The 21,262-nt window shown below is 34.8% G+C and carries 17 protein-coding genes; 10 read left to right on the top strand and 7 right to left on the bottom strand.

All coding sequences use genetic code 11. The annotated features are described in order from the left end of the window. Positions 1-49: 49 nt before the first annotated feature. Together HJ01_RS12540 and HJ01_RS12535 are read right to left on the bottom strand one after the other, a co-directional pair. The gene (locus HJ01_RS12540) at positions 50-286 is read right to left on the bottom strand and encodes a hypothetical protein (protein WP_007138813.1); all 237 of its coding nucleotides are present in this window, start codon (positions 284-286) and stop codon (positions 50-52) included. A gap of 120 nt (positions 287-406) precedes the next feature. Continuing rightward, entirely contained in the window at positions 407-1,606 is a 1,200-nt protein-coding gene (locus HJ01_RS12535) for a class I SAM-dependent RNA methyltransferase (protein WP_007138812.1), read from the bottom strand. A gap of 160 nt (positions 1,607-1,766) precedes the next feature. On the opposite strand from HJ01_RS12535, the gene HJ01_RS12530 reads away from it, so the two are divergent. The 8 genes from HJ01_RS12530 (at position 1,767) to HJ01_RS12495 (ending at position 7,197) form a co-directional block, all read left to right on the top strand. Next, positions 1,767-2,531: a class I SAM-dependent methyltransferase gene (locus HJ01_RS12530; RefSeq protein ID WP_007138811.1), complete on the top strand. Its 765-nt coding sequence runs from the start codon at positions 1,767-1,769 to the stop codon at positions 2,529-2,531. 81 nt (positions 2,532-2,612) lie between these two features. Beyond that, the gene (locus tag HJ01_RS12525; RefSeq protein WP_007138810.1) at positions 2,613-3,284 is read left to right on the top strand and encodes a ZIP family metal transporter; all 672 of its coding nucleotides are present in this window, start codon (positions 2,613-2,615) and stop codon (positions 3,282-3,284) included. A 355-nt stretch (positions 3,285-3,639) separates the two neighbouring features. After that, positions 3,640-4,458 carry an N-acetylmuramic acid 6-phosphate etherase gene (gene murQ, locus HJ01_RS12520; protein ID WP_040473941.1) on the top strand — a complete coding sequence of 273 codons (819 nt, stop codon included), beginning with the start codon at positions 3,640-3,642 and terminating at the stop codon, positions 4,456-4,458. A gap of 53 nt (positions 4,459-4,511) precedes the next feature. Continuing rightward, on the top strand, positions 4,512-4,733 hold the full coding sequence (locus HJ01_RS12515) for a DUF6095 family protein (protein ID WP_007138808.1): 222 nt from the start codon (positions 4,512-4,514) through the stop codon (positions 4,731-4,733). Then, positions 4,733-5,305, top strand: a complete 573-nt coding sequence (locus HJ01_RS12510; RefSeq protein WP_007138807.1) for a pentapeptide repeat-containing protein — start codon at positions 4,733-4,735, stop codon at positions 5,303-5,305. Before HJ01_RS12515 ends, HJ01_RS12510 begins: the two co-directional genes overlap by 1 nt. A gap of 2 nt (positions 5,306-5,307) precedes the next feature. Beyond that, a complete protein-coding gene (locus HJ01_RS12505) occupies positions 5,308-5,886 on the top strand; it encodes a DUF1572 family protein (protein WP_007138806.1) in 579 nt (192 codons plus the stop codon). A 109-nt stretch (positions 5,887-5,995) separates the two neighbouring features. Next, entirely contained in the window at positions 5,996-6,370 is a 375-nt protein-coding gene (locus tag HJ01_RS12500; protein WP_007138805.1) for a hypothetical protein, read from the top strand. Positions 6,371-6,423: 53 nt separating this feature from the next. Next, positions 6,424-7,197, top strand: coding sequence for a TerC family protein (locus HJ01_RS12495; RefSeq protein ID WP_007138804.1), 774 nt, complete (start codon positions 6,424-6,426; stop codon positions 7,195-7,197). A 54-nt stretch (positions 7,198-7,251) separates the two neighbouring features. Here HJ01_RS12495 and HJ01_RS12490 read toward each other — a convergent pair whose 3' ends face one another. The 5 genes from HJ01_RS12490 to ychF form a co-directional block, all read right to left on the bottom strand. Beyond that, positions 7,252-9,891 carry a DNA gyrase/topoisomerase IV subunit A gene (locus HJ01_RS12490; RefSeq protein WP_007138803.1) on the bottom strand — a complete coding sequence of 880 codons (2,640 nt, stop codon included), beginning with the start codon at positions 9,889-9,891 and terminating at the stop codon, positions 7,252-7,254. A gap of 51 nt (positions 9,892-9,942) precedes the next feature. Continuing rightward, complete coding sequence (locus tag HJ01_RS12485; RefSeq protein ID WP_007138802.1) at positions 9,943-11,805, bottom strand: DNA topoisomerase IV subunit B; 1,863 nt, start codon at positions 11,803-11,805, stop codon at positions 9,943-9,945. A gap of 192 nt (positions 11,806-11,997) precedes the next feature. Beyond that, entirely contained in the window at positions 11,998-12,519 is a 522-nt protein-coding gene (locus HJ01_RS12480; RefSeq protein WP_007138801.1) for an NADPH-dependent FMN reductase, read from the bottom strand. Positions 12,520-12,692: 173 nt separating this feature from the next. Next, positions 12,693-13,727, bottom strand: a complete 1,035-nt coding sequence (locus HJ01_RS12475) for an MBL fold metallo-hydrolase (protein WP_007138800.1) — start codon at positions 13,725-13,727, stop codon at positions 12,693-12,695. Positions 13,728-13,905: 178 nt separating this feature from the next. After that, positions 13,906-15,000, bottom strand: a complete 1,095-nt coding sequence (gene ychF, locus HJ01_RS12470) for a redox-regulated ATPase YchF (RefSeq protein WP_007138799.1) — start codon at positions 14,998-15,000, stop codon at positions 13,906-13,908. 407 nt (positions 15,001-15,407) lie between these two features. On the opposite strand from ychF, the gene HJ01_RS12465 reads away from it, so the two are divergent. Further along, a complete protein-coding gene (locus HJ01_RS12465) occupies positions 15,408-18,041 on the top strand; it encodes a TonB-dependent receptor domain-containing protein (RefSeq protein ID WP_007138798.1) in 2,634 nt (877 codons plus the stop codon). A 382-nt stretch (positions 18,042-18,423) separates the two neighbouring features. Beyond that, complete coding sequence (locus tag HJ01_RS12460) at positions 18,424-21,183, top strand: TonB-dependent receptor (protein ID WP_007138797.1); 2,760 nt, start codon at positions 18,424-18,426, stop codon at positions 21,181-21,183. Positions 21,184-21,262 lie beyond the last annotated feature (79 nt).

Here is a 21,262-nt window from a genome sequence, read left to right as displayed (position 1 = left end):
CTAATTATAAATCTATAATTAGCTCCTTTTTTTATGTTGCGATAACAAATTATCCTATTTCTTTCACCCCTTTGGCAAAAATCCATTTCATAAACAATCGCTCACCATCTTTGGTTTTTACCGCCTGAAATTTTGGAGATAAAAGTGTACCTACAACAAATGCAGTACCCGGAATCCACAATCCAGTTAATTCAGTATAATGTTCCACTAAGTAGCGTGCTGAGATGAATAATATTGCGAAACAGCCTAGTTGGTATAAAAATGCTCTTATTTGTAATTTTGTCATTGTTTTTTAGTCTTAAAGTTTTTAAAGTCGAAGGTCAAAAGTCAAAAACAGCTTCTAGCGACAATTGATATGCAATAATCGACACCTCTTGCATCCTCTCTATTCTTTTCTCTCTATTCTTTATTCTTCACTCTCTTTTTTCTCTACTTCACTTTCCCCTTCAGTCACTTGAAATTTTGTTCTTTTACTTCCTTCGTACATTTCATATTTCACTAAACGTGCTTCAATACTTGCATTAAAAAGTTTGATTTTTCTTGAAGGTTTCAATCCTACAAATTTCAAAGCTTCTAGATTTCCAGTGATAAACCAAGCGTTAGTTCCAGGATAGTTTTTCTTAAGCGTATCTCCAATGTTTTTGTAGAATTCTTCCATATGAATATCCAATCGCTCATCATACGGCGGATTGAAAACCATGTGCAGTTTCCCTTGAGTAGTTTTTTCAGTATCAAAAAAGTTTTGCTCTTCAATAGTGATGTATTCATCAAGATTAGCATTCTTGATATTATCTTTGGCTTTTTGAACGGCAGATGGCGCTTTGTCAAAACCTTTTATCGTGTAATGAAATTCACGCACTCTTTTTAGCAAACTGTCTGTGATATTGTCAAACAATTCGTTATCCCAGTCATGCCATTTTTCGAAAGCAAATTCTTTACGGTTGATGTTTGCCGGAATGTTACAGGCAATCATAGCCGCTTCAGCAAGAAAAGTTCCAGAACCACACATAGGATCTAAAAAATCACCTTGACCGTCCCAACCTGAAAGCAACAAAACTCCTGCTGCCAAGACTTCGTTGATAGGTGCAATATTAGTTGCCGTCCTGTACCCACGTTGATGCAATGAATTCCCTGAGGTATCTAATGCAACTGAAACTTGGTCTCTGTCAATATGAATGTTGATTCTTAAATCAGGATGTATCTTATCGATACTTGGACGTTGTCCTGTTCTTTCTCTAAATTGATCAACAATCGCATCCTTACATTTCTGTGAAACAAATTCAGAATGATTAAAGCTATCCGAGTGAACGGTCGCATCAATCACAAAAGTTTGATTGGCATTAATATATCTTGACCAGTTTACACCAGAAATTCCTTTATATAGCGCTTGTTCGTTGTTTGCCTTAAAAAAATAAATAGGTTTTAAGATTTTTAATGCCGTACGCAAAGATAAATTTGCTTTGTACATGAATCCTTTATCCCCTTTAAAACTTACCATTCTTACTCCTTGCTCCACGTCTTGCGCGCCTAACATCAGTAATTCCTTTGCTAATATTTCTTCAAAACCAAAAAAGGTTTTGGCAACCATCTTAAAATTATTTTCCATCTTTTTGTGTCAATTACAACAAGCATTTTCTAATTAAATTTCTGCCTGCAATAAAAATTTTAGTATTTGTTACGAGAATGTCCTTGTATATACCCGTATTCGTTATTTTTCAGCAAAAATACACTAAATTTGCCGGATAGAATAAATTGAAAAAGAATAAATGTCTGAAGAACAAAAACCAACGATAATAAACCAGGATCAACCAACTCAAACTTGGTTCAGTTCATGGTTCGATACACCTTACTACCACATCCTTTACAAAGACCGTAATTATAGGGAGGCGCAGATTTTCATGGATAATCTAACGCACTACCTCAACCTTCCGGAAAAAGCAAAAGTGCTTGATTTGGCCTGCGGAAAAGGACGCCACTCTATTTACCTTAATCAATTAGGGTTTGATGTTTTGGGTGCTGATTTGTCAGAAAATAGCATAGCTCAAGCAGCTAAAAATGAAAATGACACTTTACAGTTTAAAGTGCATGACATGCGTGAACCATTTGAAGAAAAATACGATGCCATTTTTAATTTGTTCACTAGCTTCGGCTATTTCGAAAATGACGAAGATAATCTCACCACACTAAAAGCCATCAAAGAAAGTTTATCTGAATACGGATTTGCCGTTATTGACTTTATGAACGTGGCTCAAGTGGTAAACACATTAGTTCCTGAAGAAACAAAAACCGTTGATGATATTGATTTTTATATTAAACGCTACTTGAAAGACGGTTATGTCTTTAAAGAAATCGACTTTGAAGACAAAGGACAAAAATTTCATTATATTGAAAAAGTAAGAGCCTTGACCTTACAAGATTTTGAAACCTTAATGGAAGAAGCCGGAATCTATTTGTTGGACATTTTTGGAGACTACAAATTGAAAAAATTCCACAAGACGGAAAGCGAAAGATTAATTATGATTTTTAAATAGTTTAAATGGGATTTTTAAATTTGTTTAACAAAAACAAATTGCCAACGAAAGTCTCATAGATTAACCCATTCAATACAAGAGATGAATTATCTTTTACCGTTACTTTCCGTATTATTAGGATATAGTATCGCATTGGTTTTAAAACCAAAAAACAAAACTAACCTGAAGCTATTGTTAGCATTCAGTGGTTCTTTTTTACTTTCCTTGACCGTGATGCATCTCTTACCAGATGTCTATGAAAGCCATGATGGTAACACTGGTATCTTTATAATGATGGGAATTTTATTCCAAATTATTTTAGAGTTTTTCTCGAAAGGCGCAGAACACGGACATGTTCATGGACATGATAACATGAACCATATCCCATGGCTATTGTTTGTCAGTCTTTGTATTCATGCTTTTCTAGAAGGTTTTCCTGTAGGACACCATCATGACAATCTAGCAATTGGTATCGCTATTCATCACTTGCCTATTGCCATTATTCTGACCACTTTTTTTATTAATTCCCAATTAAATAAAAAAGCCATTTTTGCCTTCATGATTACCTTTGCAATTATGACTCCACTAGGAACCTTCGCGTCTGATTATTTACCTATTCTAAATCAATATACAACACAAATCACGGCCATTGTTATTGGGATATTATTCCATATTTCATCGACCATTATTTTTGAAAGCAGTGAAGGACATAAATTCAATATTGCCAAAGTTTCTATGATTATTTTGGGTATCATATTGGCCTATTTTTTATGATTTTGGGCGTGACCCCACTTCCACTCTCGTTTCAGTGTGGTCGGGCTATTCGCTACAAATGAAATTCACCGGGTTCCGAATAAAATAAAAATAAAATGAGGTAATCTTTTTATTAAAAAAAACAAAAAGGATTTACGCTGCTATCCCTTACGCAATAGTTGAAAATTTCAAAATTCATTTTTTAAAATTGAATATTCAAAATTTTTATAAATCTACTGATTCGATTCTTATTACCTATTGAAAACCAATGTTGAATGTTCAATAACGAATGTTCAATATTGAAGTTTTAAAGCAACAATTTTTATGTCATTGCCCGAAAAAAGTTTAATTTTGGGCAAGTTTAATTACGATAAATATGAATTTCACCAAAACCACGGAACAATCCTCCAAGTATGAACATCTAGAAACGATGTCTATTACTGAATTGTTGACTAATATCAATCAGGAAGACAAAACTGTTCCTCTTGCCGTTGAAAAAGCCCTGCCGCAAATTGAAACCTTAGTGACGCAGATTGTCGCTAAAATGAAATTGGGAGGCCGACTTTTCTATATAGGTGCAGGAACTTCAGGAAGATTAGGCGTTGTGGACGCATCAGAATGCCCGCCTACTTTTGGCGTTCCTTTTGATATGGTTGTAGGTATTATTGCCGGTGGTGACACGGCGATTCGTAGAGCTGTTGAAAATGCAGAAGACAACGCTACCCAAGCTTGGAAAGATTTACAAGAATATCACATAAATGAAAATGACGTTGTAGTAGGAATTGCAGCCTCAGGAACAACTCCCTATGTGATTGGCGGATTGCAGGCCTGCAATAAAAATAAGGTGATCACTGGAAGCATTTCCTGTAATGCAGAAAGTCCACTTTCGCAAACAGCAAAATTTCCTATTGACGTAGTTGTTGGACCTGAATTTATAACTGGAAGCTCCAGAATGAAAGCAGGAACAGCACAGAAAATGGTATTAAACATGATTTCGACAGCTACCATGATTCAATTAGGAAAAGTAAAAGGAAACAAAATGGTCGATATGCAACTGAGCAATAGCAAACTCGTTGACCGCGGCATAAAAATGATTATGGGAGAAATTCCAGTAAGCTATAAGGAAGCCGCTGAATTGCTAGACATGCACAGAAATGTTAGAAAAGCAATCGACTTTTATAATACTAAGCAGTAAACTGTTTTTGCGTTAAAAAACAACATGAAACTTTAAACTTCAAACTCAATACAATGGCAACAAATAAAAAAGTGTTATCTAAAGGAATAAAATATTTATCCGGTGCGTTACCTTTAATGTTTATTGGCCCCTCGTTGATTTATAATGCATTTATGAATAAGCAAAACGTATGGCATTATCTTGTTTTAGGAATTGGAATTATTGCTTGCCTGTCTGCTATGATTCTAATGTATTTAGGTTTAAAAACAATTATGAAAAGTTTATTTAACGACTAATGGAAGACCTAATACACATTCAAAAGACATTCGAAAAAATTGTTTTCATCGATAAGAGAGTAAACAATAGAGAATTTGAGGATTGCATCTTTAAAAACTGTGATTTCTCTAACAGTGATTTCTCTAACAATACCTTTATGGATTGCGAGTTTATCGATTGCAACCTTTCGATGACACAATTGCTTGGAACAAGTTTGAAAACGGTCAATTTTACCAACTGTAAATTAATGGGAATTCAATTTCACAGTTGTACTGATTTCTTGTTTGGCGTGAATTTTCAGGATTGCGTTCTGGATTACTCTTCCTTTTCCAACAAGAAAATGCCTAAAACAAAGTTCAACAACTGCTCAATGAAAGAGGTTAGTTTCATAGGAACTATCCTTACCCAATCGGTTTTTGACAACTGTAATTTAGAAGGAGCCATTTTTAACGACACTCAACTAAAAGAAGTTAATTTCTTAACGGCTTATAATTATAAAATTGATCCCGAGTATAACCCAATGAAAAAAGCACGTTTTTCGAGCCAAGGAATACCGGGACTATTGGATAAATACGACATCAAAATTCAGTAAAAATGGATATCAATCAACACTATCTTGACAGCGTAAAAAAACAAATGCACTATTATAAGGCAATTGGCGAAAAAGCAATAGAGCAATTGGAACCAAACCAACTTTTTATTGCCACAAATGAAGCTTCTAACAGCATTGCGACAATTATAAAACACCTTTCAGGTAATATGTTATCTCGATGGACCGATTTCTTAACTACCGATGGTGAAAAAGAATGGAGGATTCGTGATATGGAATTTGAAAAGGAAGAGCAGACCAAAGATGAAGTACTGGCAACATGGAATACGGGTTGGAATTGCTTTTTTGAAGCAATTGATTCCCTGCTTCCTGAACAACTTTTACAAATAATTTATATCAGGAATGAGGGGCAAACAGCAATGGATGCAATAAACAGACAATTAGCCCATTATCCATATCATATTGGTCAAATTGTACTTTATGCCAAACAATTGAAACAGGGTGATTGGGAAAGTCTATCGATTCCCCAAAATAAATCGGTCAGTTACAACGCTGATAAATTTGCACAGGAAAAAAGGATCAAAAACTTTACTGGTGACGAGTTAAAAAAGCTAAATAAATAAAATAACACTAATACACTAGCCCTGATAGCAGTGAAAATCCTTTCTAGAGCTGAATTTTTTTCAGCTCTAGAAAGATTGAAACGAATAGCAGGGTTAAGCTCCAAAAAATATGAAAAAACTATTATTACTCCCAGTCCTTCTATCGATTGTGTCCTGCTATAATGTGGAACACAACTGCAAAGATTTTAAAACCGGCAAATTCAGTTTTGAATACGAAGTCGATGGCGAAAAAAAAATAACACTTTTTGAACGAAATGACAGCATCGAAATTGAAACTTTTGAAGGTAAAACTGATACGGCTTCCATACGATGGGTAAATGACTGCGAGTATATTTTGAAAAAATTACATCCCAAAAACATGGCGGAAGAAAAAGCAATCGGTATGAAAATTTTATCAACATCAGGAAACACCTATATCTTTGAATTTGGAATGGTAGGCGTTGCACAAAAGCAAAAAGGAACCGTAACAAAGCTCTCAGACTAAAGCCTAAATCTGTATTGCAAAACCTCTAATTAATAAATTAATACCTTACTAAAATGGAAGTATTTTTAAATCCTGATGCTTGGATCGCCTTGGTAACATTAACATTTCTTGAAATTGTTCTAGGGATTGATAACATTATTTTCATTTCGATTGCAACGGGTAAGCTTCCTGTAGAAAAACGTAAAAAAGCGACTAAAATAGGGATGTTTTTGGCCATGTTCATGAGAATTGCACTTCTATTTGGAATTAATCTATTAATCCAAATGAAGGAACCTTGGTTCACAATTGACCTTAGTTGGTTCTCTGCCGGAATAACGGGACAAAGTATCATCCTACTCTTTGGAGGTCTATTCCTGATTTATAAAAGTACCAGTGAAATACGTGAGAAAGTAGACGAAAAAGGACTTGAAGAAAAAGAATTAGGCAAAGCCGCGACAAAATCATTTCAGAATGTATTATTGCAAATCATTATGATTGATTTAGTTTTCTCTTTTGACAGTATTTTAACCGCCGTAGGTATGACTAATGGTGTTGAAGGCGCCTTATATATTATGATTACAGCTGTTGTAATCTCTGTTTTAATTATGATGCAGTTTGCAGTTCCTGTAGGGAATTTTGTAAACAAACATCCTTCTATCCAGATTTTAGGACTTTCGTTTTTGATATTAATTGGCATGATGCTACTTACAGAAAGTGCTCATTTATCAAACGCTCTTATCTTTGGTAGTCATGTAACACCAGTTCCGAAAGGCTACTTGTATTTTGCCATTTCATTCTCCTTATTTGTTGAAGTATTGAATATGAAGTCTACTAAAAATAAGAAATAGTATAAAAATACAGCATCAATAAAAAAGCTTCCGCATGACGGAAGCTTTTTTTATTTAGAATAAGATGATTTGCCCATCTTCATCGCGTTGTACATCAGGATCATCACCATCTGACTCTACTTTAGCACGTACTTCTTTAACTTCTACAGGAACTTCGTAATGCAAAGGCTCTAAAAGATTTACTTGTTTTAATTTATCAGTTGTCAATTGATTCCCCATTGCTTTAAATCCTTTTACGGCAATAAAATCTTCAATATCAATCGTCATACTTTCTTTTTGTACTCCCTTAATTTTCGGAAAAATCAGTTCAGCTACCGGACGGTAATCAGTTGATACAATCTCTAATTGCGAATTAGGGTGTTCTGTGATAAAAGCCTCTTCTTTATTTTCAGCTTCAACTAGGAAGCGCTTTATGTAGTAGCGCGCTTTTTCTCCATCATAATAAATGGCAGAAATTGGTTTCTTAGGAACCCATTTTTCTAACACTACCATATCTTCTTCAAAATGCGTAGATAATTCAGGCGTAATCACTTTCAGTTTCCCTGATTGATGGATGATCAAAATTTTATCACTTGGTCTGAATTCACCCAGTAACTCCCCTCTTTCATCAACGTTCAATCGTTGTATCGTATCATCATACCACACTTTACGTGGTAACAAAGTTGAAATTCCTTTTTCCTTGATTTCGATTTTCTTGATTGGATATTTAGAAGCCAAATTCCCTTTGGAAGCACGGCCTTTAATTGCTAGCTTGGCAAAGTCAATATCAAATTTCAATTTTTTGATCGTACCCACCTGACGCAATATTACCGTAATCACTTCGGCTTCTCCGTTTCTATTACAGGTAAAATAAAGGATTTGAGATCCTTTGGCACCATTAGTCAAATCATATAATTTATCTCGGGTTACACCAGAAACATTAAATCGCTTGATATAGGAAGGTCCTGACTTACCGTCACGATAAATCACATTATAAATGGTGCGTTTATCACTTTTGTCAAAAATAGCAATGTGAATAATGTCTTTCCCGACAAAGGTTTTGGCATCGACCTTGGTCACCATCATATTTCCGTCACGCAGAAAAACAATCACGTCATCAATATCAGAACAATCCGTAACGTACTCGTCTTTTTTCAAACTTGTACCTACAAACCCTTCTTCTCTATTTACGTATAGTTTTGTATTTCTTAAAACTACTTTTGTAGCTTCGATATCATCAAAAATACGGAGCTCAGTCTGGCGCTCACGCCCTTTTCCGTACTTCTCTTTTAGTTTAGCAAAATAGGCAATTGCAAAATCAATCAAATGCTCTAAATCGTGTTTAACCTGCTCTATATTTCCTTCCAGAGCTTCAATCTTATCTTGTGCTTTATTGCTGTCAAATTTAGAGATACGCATGATTCGGATATCCAATAATCGCAAAATATCTTCTTCAGTAATGTCACGCTTTAAATGCTTAATATGCGGTCTTAAACCATCATCAACTGCTTGAATTACATCTTCTCTTGTCGTTTTTTCCTCAATATCACGATAAATCTTGTTCTCGATAAAAATACGTTCCAAAGACAAGAAATGCCATTGTTCCTCGAGTTCGCTCAATTGAATTTCAAGTTCACTTTTAAGTAACTGAACGGTTCTGTTAGTCGAAATTTTCAACATATCAGAAACTCCAATGAATAAAGGCTTATTGTCCTCAATCACACAACCCAGCGGCGCTACCGATGTTTCACAAGCTGTAAAAGCAAACAAGGCATCAATTGTTTTATCTGGCGAAACACCAGGAAAAAGATGGATTAGAATCTCAACATTGGCGGCAGTATTATCTTCAATTTTTTTAATCTTGATTTTCCCTTTTTCATTGGCTTTCAAGATACTATCAATCAAGGTAGTTGTATTAGTAGAAAACGGAATTTGGGTAATCACCAAAGTGTTTTTGTCTAATTGCCCTATTTTCGCTCGCACACGAACACGACCACCGCGCAAACCATCATTATAGTTAGACACATCAGCAATACCTTGCGTCATGAAATCAGGGTAAATAGTGAACGGTTTCCCCTTCAAAATTTTTATCGAAGCATCAATAAGTTCGTTAAAATTATGTGGCAACACTTTCGTTGAAAGTCCTACTGCAATTCCCTCAGCGCCAGAAGCGAGTAATAACGGAAACTTTACAGGCAGGTTATTAGGTTCTGCTCGTCTTCCGTCATAAGACATTCCCCAATCTGTAATTTTTGGGCTGTACAAAACTTCCAAAGCAAATTTAGACAAACGCGCTTCAATGTAACGAGAAGCTGCGGCGCTGTCACCAGTAAGAATATTTCCCCAGTTTCCCTGGCAGTCAATCAGTAATTCCTTTTGGCCAATTTGTACCATGGCATCACCAATACTGGCATCACCGTGAGGATGATACTGCATGGTGTGACCTACAACATTCGCTACCTTATTGTAACGGCCGTCATCTAGCTCTTTCAGTGAGTGCATAATTCTGCGTTGTACTGGCTTAAAACCATCTTCAATCGCGGGAACTGCACGCTCTAAAATAACGTAAGAAGCATAATCCAAAAACCAGTCTTTGTACATTCCTGTAACTTTGGTAATGGTATCCTGCTCCCCTTCTTGATTATCGTAAAAATGTCCTTCAGGCTTCTTTTCTTCTTCTTGCCCTTCTGGATTTATATTTTCTTCTTCGTCCATGTATCTTTTTTGGATTGTGTAAGAACTGTTCTTATCAACTATATTCTATTTTTATACTGCTTCAGCCACATCCAATTCCACCTTCAGGTTCTTAATAATAAACTCTTGACGATCTGGTGTGTTTTTTCCCATATAGAAAGACAACAATTGCTCTACAGAAGTATTTTTGTCCATCATAACGGGATCCAATCGAATGTCTTCGCCAATAAAAAACTGAAACTCATCAGGGGATATCTCCCCTAAACCTTTAAATCGGGTGATTTCTGGCTTTGGTTTTAATTTCTCAATCGCTGCTTTTCTTTCGTCATCAGTATAACAGTATATCGTCTCTTTTTTATTTCTAACCCTAAAAAGTGGTGTTTGCAAGATGTACAAATGTCCTTCTTTTATTAATTCAGGAAAAAACTGCAGGAAAAATGTAATCAGCAATAACCGAATGTGCATTCCATCAACATCGGCATCCGTTGCGATTACGATATTATTGTAACGTAATTTTTCCAGTCCATCCTCAATATCTAATGCCGACTGTAATAAATTAAACTCCTCATTTTCATAAACAATTTTCTTGCTCATTCCATAGGAATTCAATGGCTTTCCACGCAAACTAAATACGGCTTGTGTATTCACATCCCGAGATTTAGTAATAGAACCAGAAGCCGAATCTCCTTCCGTAATAAAAAGAGTACTCTCTAGATTCCTTGGATTTTTAGTGTCTGGTAAATGTGCACGACAATCTCTTAATTTCTTGTTATGCAAATTTGCCTTTTTGGCACGATCAGTCGCTAATTTTCTGATTCCTGATAATTCCTTACGCTCTCTTTCGGCTTGCAGAATTTTTCGCAATAATGCATCCGCAGTTGGAGGATTCTTGTGCAAATAGTTATCTAATTTCGTTTTCACAAAATCATTTACAAAAGTTCGTACTGAAGGCATTCCAGGTTCAGAACCAATATCGGTAGAACCTAATTTGGTTTTGGTCTGTGACTCAAAAACCGGTTCCATTACTTTGATACTAATGGCTGTAACGATAGATTTTCGAATATCAGAAGCTTCGAAACTTTTATTGTAAAACTCTCTAATGGTTTTTACAATCGCTTCTCTATAGGCAGCTAAATGCGTCCCTCCCTGTGTAGTGTTTTGTCCATTTACAAAGGAATGATACTCTTCGCTGTATTGTGTTTTACTGTGTGTTAAGGCTATTTCAATATCCTCCCCTTTCAAGTGGATGATTGGATATTCCAAATCTTCAGCACTAATGGTTTCTTCTAATAAATCTTTCAATCCATTTTCAGAGAAATATTTTTCACCATTGAACAATATTGTCAACCCATTATTTAGGTAACAATAGTTCTTTAGCATTTTAATTATGTACTCAAAACGAAACTTGTAATTTTTAAAAATTGCCTCATCCGGAATAAAAGTCACTTTAGTTCCTTTTCGCTTTGTGGTATCAATAATGTCTTCTTCGAGAACTAAATTACCTGCTGAGAACTCGGCGGCCTTTTGTTTCTCATCACGAACAGATTCCACGCGGAAGTAATTAGATAATGCATTTACTGCTTTTGTTCCCACTCCGTTCAAACCAACTGACTTCTTAAAAGCCAAAGAATCATATTTACCCCCAGTATTCATTTTAGAAACTACGTCAATCACTTTTCCAAGTGGAATTCCACGTCCATAATCCCTAACAGTAACTGTTTTATCTCTTATGGTCACTTCGATTGTCTTACCAGCTCCCATAACAAATTCATCGATACAGTTGTCCAGCACCTCTTTCAGAAGAATATAAATACCATCATCAGATGAAGAACCATCACCCAATTTCCCAATGTACATACCGGGACGCATACGGATGTGTTCTTTCCAATCGAGCGAACGAATATTGTCTTCGGTATATTGATTTTGATCTGACATTTTGAATTTTAACGATTTGTTGCTAATGTAGTATAAAATGATAAAAATTAAAAGAGGATCACATCAAAGTTATTAAGAATAATATTGACATTTTTTTTTAACACTAATAAAGTCACAGAGACTCAAAGTTACAGAGGATTACAAACAGCGTTAATTGATATTATAAATAACTTTATTTCTTTGATTTTAAACCTAAAACCCTTCAATAATTTCTTTCAACTCATTATCTAATTCGGGATTAGAAATCTGTACTTTTTCAACATCAAAATTCTCGTAAAAAACAGGAAATGAATATATTGCTTTTATATCTGCACCATAACGTGGAAAAGCATTTTTACCAATTTCAAGAACATTTGCACCTCCTCTTTTTCCATCGGAAGCGGCCATAAGTAGCATGGGTTTACCTTGAAATACTTTACCGTTTATTCTAGAACACCAATCGAAAACATTCTTGAACGCTGCAGAATAATTCCCATTATTCTCCGCTAGAGAAACCACCAAAAAATCAGCTGTAGCAATTTTATCTAAAAAGGCTTGTGCCAAAGAATGCTGACCAATCTCTTTTTCGATATCCACAGTAAATATGGGCATTTGGTAATCATTTAAATCCAGCACTTCGACATCAGAATTATCAAATAAAGATGCGGCATATGTGGCTAATTTTTTATTTATTGAATTTTTACTCGGGCTTCCGGCAAACGCTATAATCTTCATAGTTTTAGTTTTTTATAAAAATAGTTAAAAAGGATTTAATCACAATGGAACAAAGCAAGCATTAATCCCTCTAAGAAAATGAACTGATTTTAAATATCGAAAATTCGCAAATTATTTTTTAAAAAAAACTTTTTAAGAACACCAAATTTAAAGATTTGAAAACTTCAAAACTTCTAAAAACCAGCCCACCATTTTAAACTTTCGGTCGTTTTTGAGTTAAACAACGACCCAATTGCAGGAACAATAAAATTAAGCTTTTCACTTTCTGCTTTTTCAACAAATCGTTCAACTGGTTCCTTCCAAGAATGTTGCGCTAATGCAAATCCAGCCCAATGTACAGGCATGCAATTTTGAACTCTTGCATCTAATGCCGCTTGTACACTCTCCTCTGGATACATATGAATTTGATGCCAATTCTCGTTGTATTGCCCACATTCCATAAAAGCAAAATCGAATGGACCTAATCGATCACCAATTTCTTTAAAATGAGTACCATAACCGCTGTCACCGCTAAACCAAATATTTTCGTCGTTTGTTTTCAAAACCCAACCGCCCCAAAGTGATTTGGCTCTATCCCTTAGTCCTCTTCCAGAAAAATGGCGCGTAGGTGTAAATGTGATTGTTATATCATCAAAAACCTCCTCTTCCCACCAGTTGAATTCGGTTATAATTTCTTCAGCAATTCCCCAAGAAACCAAATGCCTTTTTACACCTAGTGCGACATAAAAATGCTTCGTTTTTTGTTTAAGTTTCAAAATACTATCATAGTCGAGATGGTCATAATGGTCATGAGAAATCAGCACCAAATCAATATCAGGAAAGCTGTCGATTACCTCTAAAGAGTTTGGGCTAAAACGCCTAACTTTAAACGGCGCAATAGGTGCTGCATCTGAGCCAAACATTGGGTCAATCAGTATCTTTAAATGATCGAATCGCATAAAAATCGCCGAATGTCCATACCAAATACTTTGCATGGATTGATTTGAAGCTTCAAAGGCTGCAGTATCAAATGGAATAATAGGCAAAGACTGTGCTTCTCTACCATTCTTTTTAAAAAATTGTCTGTTCAGAAACTCAGGCATTTTTGACCAAGAAAAATCCATATTGGTTTCTTCTAAATTTTTAAAAACATTACCATTCCAGTAGCGCGATTTTGAATATTTTTCTAGTTCTATTTTTGATGGTCTTGCCCCAAACTGTTTTCTCATATTATCTTAATTCTGCGCAAATAAATTCTGCAAACTAAACTTATTAAAAAATAAGGTTATTAATACTGAACTTGCGCTTTTTTAAATTTAAAATAGTTCATAAAAAAACCTGCAAAATGACTCTTGCAGGTTTCTTCTATATTCTATTCTCTTTATTCTATTATTCTCAAAACAAAAATTACACATTAAAACGGAAATGCATAACATCACCATCTTTAACAATATATTCTTTACCTTCTACTTTGAATTTTCCAGCTTCTTTAGCTTTTGCCTCAGATCCGTAATGAACGAAATCTTCATAAGCAATTACTTCAGCGCGGATAAATCCTTTTTCAAAATCAGTATGAATCACTCCCGCAGCCTGTGGCGCAGTTGATCCAATATCGATTGTCCATGCACGAACTTCTTTTACTCCTGCAGTAAAATACGTTTGTTGTTTTAATAATTTGTAAGCCGCACGAATAAGAACTGAAGCACCTGGCTCAGTTAATCCCATATCCTCGAGAAAAACTTGACGCTCTTCGTAGCTTTCTAATTCTGTAATATCAGCTTCTGCACCAACAGAAAGTATAATAACCTCTGCGTCTTCATCTTTAACTAGTTCACGAACTAGATCTACATATTTATTTCCTTTAACAGCTGAATTTTCATCTACATTACACACATACAAAACTGGTTTTGCAGTAATTAACTGAAAGCTTTCCATCAACACTTCCTCATCGTTACCTTGAGGAACAATAGTTCTAGCTGATTTAGCTTGAAGCAAAGTCTCTCTAACTCTGTCTAAAAGTGCTTTTTCGGTCTGCGCTTCTTTATTACCAGTTTTAGCAGCACGATTTACTTTTTCAAGACGTTTTTCTACTGTCTCTAAATCTTTTAATTGCAATTCGATATCAATAGTCTCTTTATCACGAATTGGGTTTACATTACCATCAACGTGAACAATGTTATCATTATCAAAACAACGCAATACATGAATGATAGCATTACATTCTCTAATGTTTCCAAGAAACTGATTTCCTAAACCTTCGCCTTTACTTGCTCCTTTAACTAAACCAGCAATATCAACGATATCTACGGTAGCCATTTGCACACGTTCTGGTTTTACTAACTCCTCTAATTTTTCAATTCTTGGATCAGGAACGTTTACAACTCCTATATTAGGTTCAATTGTACAAAAAGGAAAATTTGCGCTTTGCGCTTTTGCATTTGACAAACAATTAAATAATGTTGATTTTCCAACATTTGGTAACCCTACAATTCCTGCTTTCATGATATTTATGTTTACAAACAACGTTTTACCGCAATTCGTTTTAGTATGTACTTTAAAAGTTTGCAAATATAAGATATAATGCAACTAATCAGCAATTTTTGAGGAGCCCTTTTCAATACAAAACCCATGTTTTAAAAAAATATTTTCTTCCAAAGACAAATTACCGATTTTAAAACACCAAACACATCCGTTTTCCACTTATCGACAATACGCTAAATATGTTAAATATTTCCTTATTTATAAAGAATATCTTATTAAAAAATACAAAATTATATGGTAATCGTATTTATACTTAATTCACTTTTTTTTAATATTTTTTAAGTTAAGTTTGTTAAAATCTTTATTCCTTTAAGTTATATTTATGATTATTTAAACCACAAAATTAAAAACCACCAAAATCTTTAACTATGAAAAAATTACTTCTATTGCTAATTTTGCTAAATTCGACCTTTCTTTTTGCACAAAAGGAAATTTCGGGAATAGTAAAAGACAACACTGGATTTGCCCTACCTGGAGTTAACATTATCGAAAAAGGAACAAACAACGGTGTTTCTACAGATATTAATGGAGTTTACAAAATAAAGGTAAATGAGGGAGCTACTTTAGTTTTTAGTTATATCGGATTCTCTAAAGTAGAGAAGTTAGCAACCAGCCCTAAATTAGACATTGAATTATCTCATGAAGGTGGCCAACAACTACAAGAAATTCAAATTGTAGGTTCAAGGAACACAAAAAGAACTGTTATAAATTCTGCAGTTCCTATTGATATCATCAATGTAAAAGAATTAACAACACAAAGCGGAAAACTAGAAATCAATGAATTACTACAATACATTGCACCTTCTTTTAACGCCAATAAACAATCAGGCTCAGATGGTGCGGATCACGTTGATCCCGCTTCACTAAGAGGTTTAGGACCAGATCAAACATTAGTTTTAATAAACGGAAAAAGAAGACACCAATCTTCGCTTATCAATTTATTTGGAACTCGTGGAAGAGGAAATACAGGAACCGATTTAAACGCAATACCAGCAGCCTCAATCAAAAGAATAGAAATTTTGAGAGATGGAGCTGCAGCACAATATGGTTCTGATGCAATAGCAGGTGTAATCAATATCGTTCTGAATGATAATGTTGATGAACTGACCGGCTCTATTACCTACGGTACTTACAACACTAATGCCAAAGGAGATTTCCTACCAGGAACGCCTAATAGTGATGGTTACCGATTAGACCAAAATGGCAATGGAAATTCTACCACTAAAGACCAACCCCTTGATGGAGGTTCGTTAAAGGTATCTGCAAATTACGGTGTCGCTATTGGCGACAAAGGTGGTTTTGTAAATTTCACTACAGAGTACTTAAGTAAAAACAAAACTTTGCGCCCTGGATATGGATTCAGGAAGGGTTTTGGAGAAGCAGAAATCCAGGGAGTGAATTTATTTGCTAACCTTGCCATTCCAGTTTCTGACAAAACCGAGTTTTATGCCTTTGGAGGTAGAAATTATAGAGATACCGATGCCTATGCTTTTACAAGAAATAGTGGTGGTAGAGTTGTAGAATCAGTATATCCTGGAGGTTTTACTCCCAGAATCACTTCAAATATTCTAGACAATTCATTCGCAGCAGGTTTCAGAACAGAAACTGCGAGTGGATGGAAAATTGACATTAGTAACTCTTTTGGTAAAAACCTTTTCCATTATTATATCAAAGGAACTATCAACGCTTCGCTTGAAGAAGCGTCTCCTTCAGAATTTGACGCAGGTGGACATAGTTTAAGTCAAAATACAACTAATTTTGATTTCTCTAAAAACTACGATTCGGTATTGGAAGGAATGAATATTGCCTTTGGAGCTGAATTCAGAACAGAAAAATTTAACATTTTTGCAGGAGAAGAAGGTTCGTACGCAACTTATGATACAAATGGTTTAGTAATCACTGATCCGGCTAATCAATCTGCGCCGGTAGACCCTATTTCTAATGAAGTACGACCTGGAGGATCACAAGGTTTCCCTGGCTACAGCCCTGCTAATGTAGTTGACAAAAGTCGTACTAACGTGTCTCTGTATGCGGACAGCGAATTTGACATTACAAATGCGCTTTTAGTAAGTGCAGCAGTACGTTTTGAGAACTACAGTGACTTTGGAAGTACATTAAACTGGAAAATAGCATCTAGAATAAAAGCGTCAGAGAACTTTAATATTAGAGGTTCTGTAAGCACAGGATTCAGAGCGCCTTCATTAGCTCAGGTTTATTACAATTTACGTTTTACTAATTTCAATGGAGGCGGAGCAACTGAAGTTCTTCTCTCACCAAACAACAGTCCAGTTACAAAAGCGTTTGGTGTCAATAAATTAAATGAGGAAACTGCCGTTAATGGTTCATTAGGGTTCACTACAAATTTTGGTGATTTTACTGCTACGGTTGATGGATACTTAATAAAAGTGAAAGACCGAATTGTTTTAACAGGCTATTTTGATGCCACTGCATTAAATATTGGAGTTTCAGAAGCGCAATTTTTCACCAATGGAGTTGACACAAGAACCGCAGGATTAGACATCGTTTTTGCTTGGAAAAAATCATTTGGAGCTTCTAAATTTGGAGCTACTTTGGTAGGAAACATTAACGACATGAAAATTGAAAATGTAAAAAACGGGGCTTTAGACGAGGGTACTTTTTTCGGAAAACGTGAAAAAGCATTTTTATTAGCTTCAGCACCAAAAAATAAATTTGGTCTGAACCTTAATTATTCTAAAAACAAGTTTGATGCAGGATTAGCTTTTACACACTTTAGTAAAGTCGTTTTAGTAGATTACTCTAATGCGGATGACGTCTATACCGAAAAAACAATAACTGATTTAACCCTAGGATACAAACTGACAAAACAATTAAAACTAAGTATTGGTAGTAATAATCTATTCAATATTTATCCAGACAAACAAGATGAAGCTGGAGATACTGAAGCAGGTGGATATTGGGATTCAGTACAAATGGGATTCGGTGGCGCTTATTACTATGCAAGACTTGGATTTAACTTCTAATTTATTAATATAAAATACAAGTAAAAGGGTTGCCGATATGGTAACCCTTTTTTTATGCGATACACTACCGTTAAAACAAAAACTAAAATAACCACTACCTTATAATATCCTCATTTATCACAGTATAAAACAAAGATTAAACTTCTTTTTAAATCATCAATGAAATAAACCTAATGACTAAATTATCACTGATATCTCTTAAACGTTTTAATAATAAAACAACAATTCTTACAAAAATTTACATTTAATATTATTTTAATACCAAATTATAAGTTTATACTATTAATTTTTAGAAATACAGTTAGTATATTAATATTATGTTAAAAAAAAATATATCTTGCGGCATAAATTAAACCAACCAAAACCAAAATTCAATTTAATTATGAAAAAAATCACATTATTATTTTTACTGCTGAACGTCAGTTTTCTTTTTGCACAAAAAGAAATATCAGGAGTAGTAAGGGACAATGCAGGATTACCGCTACCTGGTGTCAACATCGTAGAAAAAGGAACCAGTAACGGTGTCTCTACTAATATTGATGGAGCATACAAAATAAAAGTTAACGAAGGTGCTACAATTATTTTTAGTTACATTGGTTTTACTAAAGTTGAGAAAGCAGCTACTAGTGCAAGAATTGATGTAGTTCTATCTGAAGAAGGTGGTCAATCATTAGATGAAATTGTAATTGTAGGTTCCCGAACAGCTCCTAGAAGTAACACCACCTCCGCTTTACCGATTGATGTAGTATCTGCAAAAGATTTAGCTTCTACAGGTCAAGCGACTTTTGACAAAGCTTTACAGTACAAAATCCCCTCTTTTAACACGGTTCAAACACCAGTAAATGATGCAACTTCATTACTTGACCCTTATGAAATTAGAAACATGGGACCAAGTAGAACACTTATACTTATCAACGGAAAGCGTAAAAACATGAGCTCATTGGTCTATACGCAAACATCTCCCGGACGTGGTGAAACTGGTGCCGACATATCTGCAATACCAACTGACGCTATCGAAAGAGTAGAGATTCTTCGTGACGGTGCATCTGCACAATACGGATCTGATGCGATTGCAGGGGTAATGAACATTATCTTGAAGAAAAGCACTACTGGAGGTTCTGTTACTATAAGAACAGGAATAACAGGAAAGGGAGATGGAGAAATGTACGGTATTAGTATTAATAACGGAACAAAAGTTGGTGAAAAAGGCTTTTTGAACTATACTGTTGATTTCTCTAAGACCGCATTGGCTAATAGACCAGGTATTTTGAGCGCTACTGACGAAGCTGCTTACTGGGGAGTACCAGTAGCAACTACACAAGCCTATTTAAGTTTAAAACCAGACGGTGGTAACGTGAATGGATCTCCTGAAACAGCTGCTGCAAAATTTGAAATAAATGGAGGAACACAATTAAGCGAAAACGCTGAATTGTACTATAATGCCGCATATATTTTCAAAAAAGTGAATTCATTTGCAAATTATAGAGCTCCATATTGGAGAACAGCATCTTCTTTCCCATACCTACCTTCATTATTTGGCAACGGAACGCTTTCATCATACCAAGGATATGTTCCAACATTTATTGGAGATTTAAATGATTACAATGCAACATTAGGTTTTAAAACAAATAAAAATGGATGGACTACCGACGCAAGTGTAACTATAGGTGGAAATTCACAAACTTATACAGTGACTAATTCTCACAATAGATCTAAATACAGCGATCTAAATCCCGAACAATTATCTGCTGTTGGTGGATTAGGAAGTCATGCATTAACTGATTTCGTTTACACTGATGCAGCTCAAACTACCTATTCAGGACAAAACACATTTAAACCAGGTGGAACATCTTTCAACCACATTGTTGGGAATTTAGATATCACAAAAGAGCTTTCAGATAATGTCTCTGTAGGTTTTGGATCAGAAGTTAGAACTGAAAATTTCTCAATTTTACAAGGTGATTTTCAATCTTATGCAGGTGTTGGAGCAGATTCTTTTCAAGGAAACACTCCTGCAAACTCAGGAACTTTCAATAGATATAACATTGGATTTTACGGAGATATTAGCGCAAATATTGTAAAAGGATGGTTAGTAAACGGAACTGCAAGACACGAAAATTATAGCGATTTTGGTTCTGCTAACGTTTGGAAAGTAAGTACAAGCATTAAAGCAATTGAAGATGACAAATTAACTTTTAGAGGTTCCGTTTCTACAGGTTTTAGAGCACCATCATTACACCAAATCTATACTGAAAAATCACAATCAACTTTCGCCGGTGGAGCAATTGCAGTAACTGGAATTGTTAACAATGTTTCTACTACAGCAAGAGGTTATGGTGTTCCTAAATTAACACCTGAAAAATCTACAAACTTATCTTTAGGTTTTGGAGCAAGACCTATTAAAAACCTAAGCTTAACAGTTGATTATTATACAATTAAAGTTAAAGACAGAATCGTTTTAGGTAATCTAGTAGATTTTGGAACAGGTGGAAATGCATTTTTCGTAAATGGTATTAACTCTATAACATCTGGAATTGATTATGTTGTTGAATATAGAAACATTAATTTAGGTAAAGGTAAATTAGGATTTAATTTATCTGGTAACTACACAATCGAAAATAAAATTGATGGTGCAGTAAATAACCCGGCAAGTGTAACTGCTTTAACCGGGCCTTTAGCTGGTCAAACAGTATTCAATGCAACACAAGACGCATTGATGTTTACATCTAGACCAAAATTCAAAACTATTCTTGGAGCGAATTATGAAATTGGAAATTGGGGTGTTTCTTTAAACAATACCAGTTTTGGAACTACTAAATTCAAACAAGCCGATTTTACTAACGGAGGTTTATTTACAGAATTCAAAACTGCTCAAGTTACAGATTTAGGAGTTACTCTTACTGCAACAAAATCAGTAACGATAGCACTAAACATCAATAACATATTTGATGTACTTCCTAAATTTACAATCAAATCTGATGGTTCAGCATCAGCAGATGCAATCGTAAACAACCCTACATTACTTAAAAACGAATGGAACAACATCACCTTTGATGGTCGTTACCCTGTCACAAGTTATGATGGATCTCAATTTAGCCAGCTTGGAAGACTATTCAGTCTATCTATGAACTATAAATTCTAATTTGATTATCGAATAATTCAAAAGGGCTATCCATCGGATAGCCCTTTTTTTATAAGCTATTTTTTCTTAAATTTATAAA

The sequence above is a fragment of the Flavobacterium frigoris PS1 genome (assembly GCF_000252125.1).
GTDB classification, from domain to species: domain Bacteria; phylum Bacteroidota; class Bacteroidia; order Flavobacteriales; family Flavobacteriaceae; genus Flavobacterium; species Flavobacterium frigoris_A.
The sequence above is the reverse complement of the archived record's forward strand: the minus strand, read 5'-3'. Positions and strand labels throughout refer to the sequence as shown.